The 3758-nt window shown below is 38.3% G+C and carries 4 protein-coding genes; 1 reads left to right on the top strand and 3 read right to left on the bottom strand.

The features are described 5' to 3' along the window. Positions 1 to 227: 227 nt before the first annotated feature. Entirely contained in the window at positions 228 to 845 is a 618-nt protein-coding gene (locus tag P9B04_RS16695) for a TetR/AcrR family transcriptional regulator (RefSeq protein ID WP_342056113.1), read from the top strand. Between the two features lie 58 nt (positions 846 to 903). On the opposite strand, the gene pstB is transcribed toward P9B04_RS16695, so the two are convergent. From pstB to pstC, 3 genes are read right to left on the bottom strand one after another with little or no spacing between them, the layout of a single operon-like run. Further along, positions 904 to 1701, bottom strand: coding sequence for a phosphate ABC transporter ATP-binding protein PstB (pstB, locus tag P9B04_RS16690; protein WP_342056112.1), 798 nt, complete (start codon positions 1699 to 1701; stop codon positions 904 to 906). Continuing rightward, a complete protein-coding gene (gene pstA / locus P9B04_RS16685; RefSeq protein ID WP_342056111.1) occupies positions 1695 to 2648 on the bottom strand; it encodes a phosphate ABC transporter permease PstA in 954 nt (317 codons plus the stop codon). Before pstA ends, pstB begins: the two co-directional genes overlap by 7 nt. An 11-nt stretch (positions 2649 to 2659) precedes the next feature. Further along, a complete protein-coding gene (gene pstC / locus P9B04_RS16680) occupies positions 2660 to 3589 on the bottom strand; it encodes a phosphate ABC transporter permease subunit PstC (RefSeq protein ID WP_342056110.1) in 930 nt (309 codons plus the stop codon). Positions 3590 to 3758: the final 169 nt, after the last annotated feature.

Raw genomic sequence — 3758 nt, 5'->3', positions numbered from 1 at the left:
TCTTTGTCCCCTAACTTTCGGCGAGTCCCCCCAGACTTTTTGAGAAGCTTCGTTCGCAAATTTTTCTAAATCAAACGTTCGTTTTAATTATTTAAACGAATGTTTCCATAAAAGTCAACCTATTTACCTTGACACGGTGTTAGAATTAGTGAATAAATCAAAGATATAGACATTTGCTCCTGAAAATCTTTAAAATCGTTATTAAAACAATCGTTTGAACTATTGCTGTGGCAACCTCCCCTAACACTTCAGAACATATTCTTAACATTGCCGAACAACTATTTGCGGAAAATGGCTATGCGGGTACATCCTTGCGAAGTATCATTAAAGAAGCAGGGGTTAACCTATCTGCCGTCAGCTATCATTTTGGTTCTAAAGAAGACTTGTACATGGCCATTGTTAAAAGGGTTGCCGAACCAGTGGTTCGAGAAGAGAAAGAAATGTTAGCAAAGTGCAGACAGGAAAATGGTTGCTCTTCTGTGGAAAAGATATTAGAAGCTTTTTTAAAACCTGGATTCAAAGTTGTTTTGAGTAACGGCGATCGCAGTTTTCAATGTGCTAGATTTATGGGACGTTGCCTTACAGAACCCGACTTTATCAAAGCAAAAATCGAAAAGCAGTTTGAGCCTGGGGTTCAAGCTTGTTTGGACGAATTACAAAAAGCTCTACCAGACAAATCTCGCAATAATTTACAGTGGAAATTGGATTTAGTAATTGCAGCACTACTCAAAACATTTGTTGAAGCTAAAAAACCTGGAGCCTTAATTCAAGATAATTCACCAGAATCGATTAATCTTGTGGTATCTAAAATGGTTGTTTTTTTTGCTCCTGGAATGCAATTTTGAACAAAATCGTTAGAGAGATTCAATAATTGTTCTAAATTAAAGTTTTCCTGCTTCGCATTTAGCCAATTCTACCACTAATATAATCTTTGGTTTTCTGATTCTCTGGATTAGAAAAAATAGCTTTAGTATCTCCGAATTCGATCATTTCTCCTAGATACATAAAAGCAATATAATCAGAGATTCTGGCTGCTTGTTGCATACTATGGGTGACAATAATCATGGTCACTTTTTCTTGTAGATGACTGATTAACTCTTCTATACTATTGGTAGCAATGGGATCGAGTGCGGATGTGGGTTCATCTAATAAGATAACTTCTGGTTCTGTTACTAAAGCCCTGGCGATACATAACCTTTGTTGTTGACCCCCCGATAAATCGTAAGCTGATTTGTGTAGGCGATCTTTTACCTCATCCCATAGAGCCGCATTTTGTAAAGCTTCCTCTACTTTTTCGTCTAAAATACTTCTATTTTTTTCTCCTCTAACCCTCAACCCATAGACCACATTTTCGTAAATTGATTTAGGAAAAGGGTTGGGTTTTTGGAATACCATACTTACCCGCATTCTTACTTCGATGGGGTCCACGTTAGGGCTAAAAATGTTTAAGGAGTCTAAGCGTATTTCTCCCTCGTAACGGTTGTTAGGATAAAGATCGTGCAAGCGATTAAAACACCGCAGTAAAGTTGTTTTACCGCAACCAGAAGGACCGATAAGAGCGGTAACTTTTTGCTTTGAGATAGTAAAACTAACATTTTTAATGGCGTGAAAATTTCCGTAGTAAAAATTAAAATCTTTAACCTCTACTTTAGGCTCTATCGTTTCTGGGTGATGAGAATTACGGGAAAAATTATCTACCATTTGATTCCTTGACGTAAACGATAACGTAAATAAATTGCAATGCCATTAATGCCTAAAGTCATCATTAATAAAACTGTTCCAGCCGCCGCTGCGTTAACTTGAAACTCTTGTTCGGGACGAGATACCCAGGTAAACATTTGAATAGGTAACACCGTAAAAGGAGCGTTTAACCAGGCAAAAAATCTCTGAAAATTGAAGAAAGGAAAGGTCGTTTCCAATGGTAAATAAGGAAATTCTCCCAGAAAAGGTGACTCCGGTAAAAACGCAATAAATGTTAACGCTCCAATGGTAACTAAAGGAGCAGTTTGACCGATGGCACGGGCTAAACCGATAATGATTCCTGTTAAAATACTCCCAGAAGAATAGGGCAGAATATGATCCCAGATTGTTTGCCACTTGGTGGCTCCAACGGCGTAGGAAGCTTCCCTTAAACTAATAGGAATGGAGCGAATAGCCTCACGGGTTGTAACAATAACCACTGGCAAAATTAACAATGCTAAGGTTAATCCTGCGGTTAAAACACTTTGTCCTAACTGGAATTGATAGACAAACAATCCTAAGGCCAATAAACCGTAAACAATGGAGGGAACACCGGCTAAATTAGTAACATTTATTTCGATGATAGCTGACAGTAAATTCTTACCGGCGTATTCCTCTAAATAAATACCCGAAGCCACACCAATGGGGATAGCTACGAAGGCGGTTACAAACATAACCAGACTGGTTCCCACCCAAGCAGAAAGAATCCCTGCTTGTTCAGCTTTACGACTAGGAAAAGAAACAAAAAATTGCGGTGTTAAACGGGGTAAACCCTCCATTAGTATCTGTAAAACTAATCCCAATAAAATGAAAATAGCGACAAAAATAATTATTAAACCTACAATTGCAAAGCAACTATCAATTAGTTTGCGTCTGGAAACATTATTGACCAAATTTTCTCGCGACATAGACCTAATGCTTAATAAATTTCTCGATAACGCTTAGCTAAAAAATAACCAATGATATTTAAAATTAATGTCAATACCACTAAGGTTAATCCAGCTGCAAATATGGTTTGATACTCTACCGTTCCGTGCGGCAAATCTCCCAAACTAACCTGGGCAATATAAGCGGTAATAGTTGCACCTTGCTCTAAGGGATTGACCGTTAGATTAGGTAATAAACCTGATGCGATCGCCACAATCATTGTCTCCCCAACCGCACGGGAAGCCCCTAAAATATAAGCAGCTCCAATACCAGAAATAGCCCCAGGGTAGACAACTTTTAAAGCAGTTTGTAAACGAGTTGCTCCCATAGCGTAAGAACCTTCTTTTAGCACCACAGGAACTGCTCTCATGGCATCTTCGCAGATGGAACTAACTAGGGGTAAAATCATTAAACCCATGACTAAACCACCACTTAACATATTAAATGTTGGTAGTTCGGTGAATACTTTTTGTAACAAAGGAGTTACTACTAATAAGGCAAAGTAACCATAGACAACTGTGGGAATAGCTGCTAATAATTCTAAGATGGGTTTAATCCATTCTCTCAGTCGTGACGAAGCAAATTCGCTGAGATAAATTGCTACCATAGTTCCCAAAGGAATAGCTACCAATAAAGCAACGCTTGAGGTAACAAAAGTTCCCGAAAGTAACGGTAAAATACCGTAGTGTTTATCGTTAAATAAAGGAGTCCACTGAGTATCTGTCAAAAAATCAAAAATAGATACTTCTCGGAAAAATAGCCAAGATTCAGTTACTAAAATATAGAGAATACCAAAGGTTGTCCCTACGGAAGACAAGGCGGCTAGAAAAAGGGCAAACTCGATAATCCTTTCTCGAACATTACGAAAGAAACGATTAGAAATTTGCCCACTACTACTATCTTTAGATAAGATTTGTGTCATGATTGAGGTACTTTAGCAATTTCTTCATCTAATGTTGTTTTGTAGGTCTCATAGTCAGTGCGAGGAACAGAACCAACCTCCCTAACCAATTCAGGCGCACTATCTAAGTAGTAATTAACGAAGCTTCTCAAAAAGTCTGGGGGGACTCGCCGAAAGTTAGGGGACAAAG

Origin of the sequence: Crocosphaera sp. Alani8, assembly GCF_038442745.1 — a bacterium.
Taxonomy (GTDB): domain Bacteria; phylum Cyanobacteriota; class Cyanobacteriia; order Cyanobacteriales; family Microcystaceae; genus Crocosphaera.
This window is presented reverse-complemented; position numbering and strand designations above follow the sequence as displayed.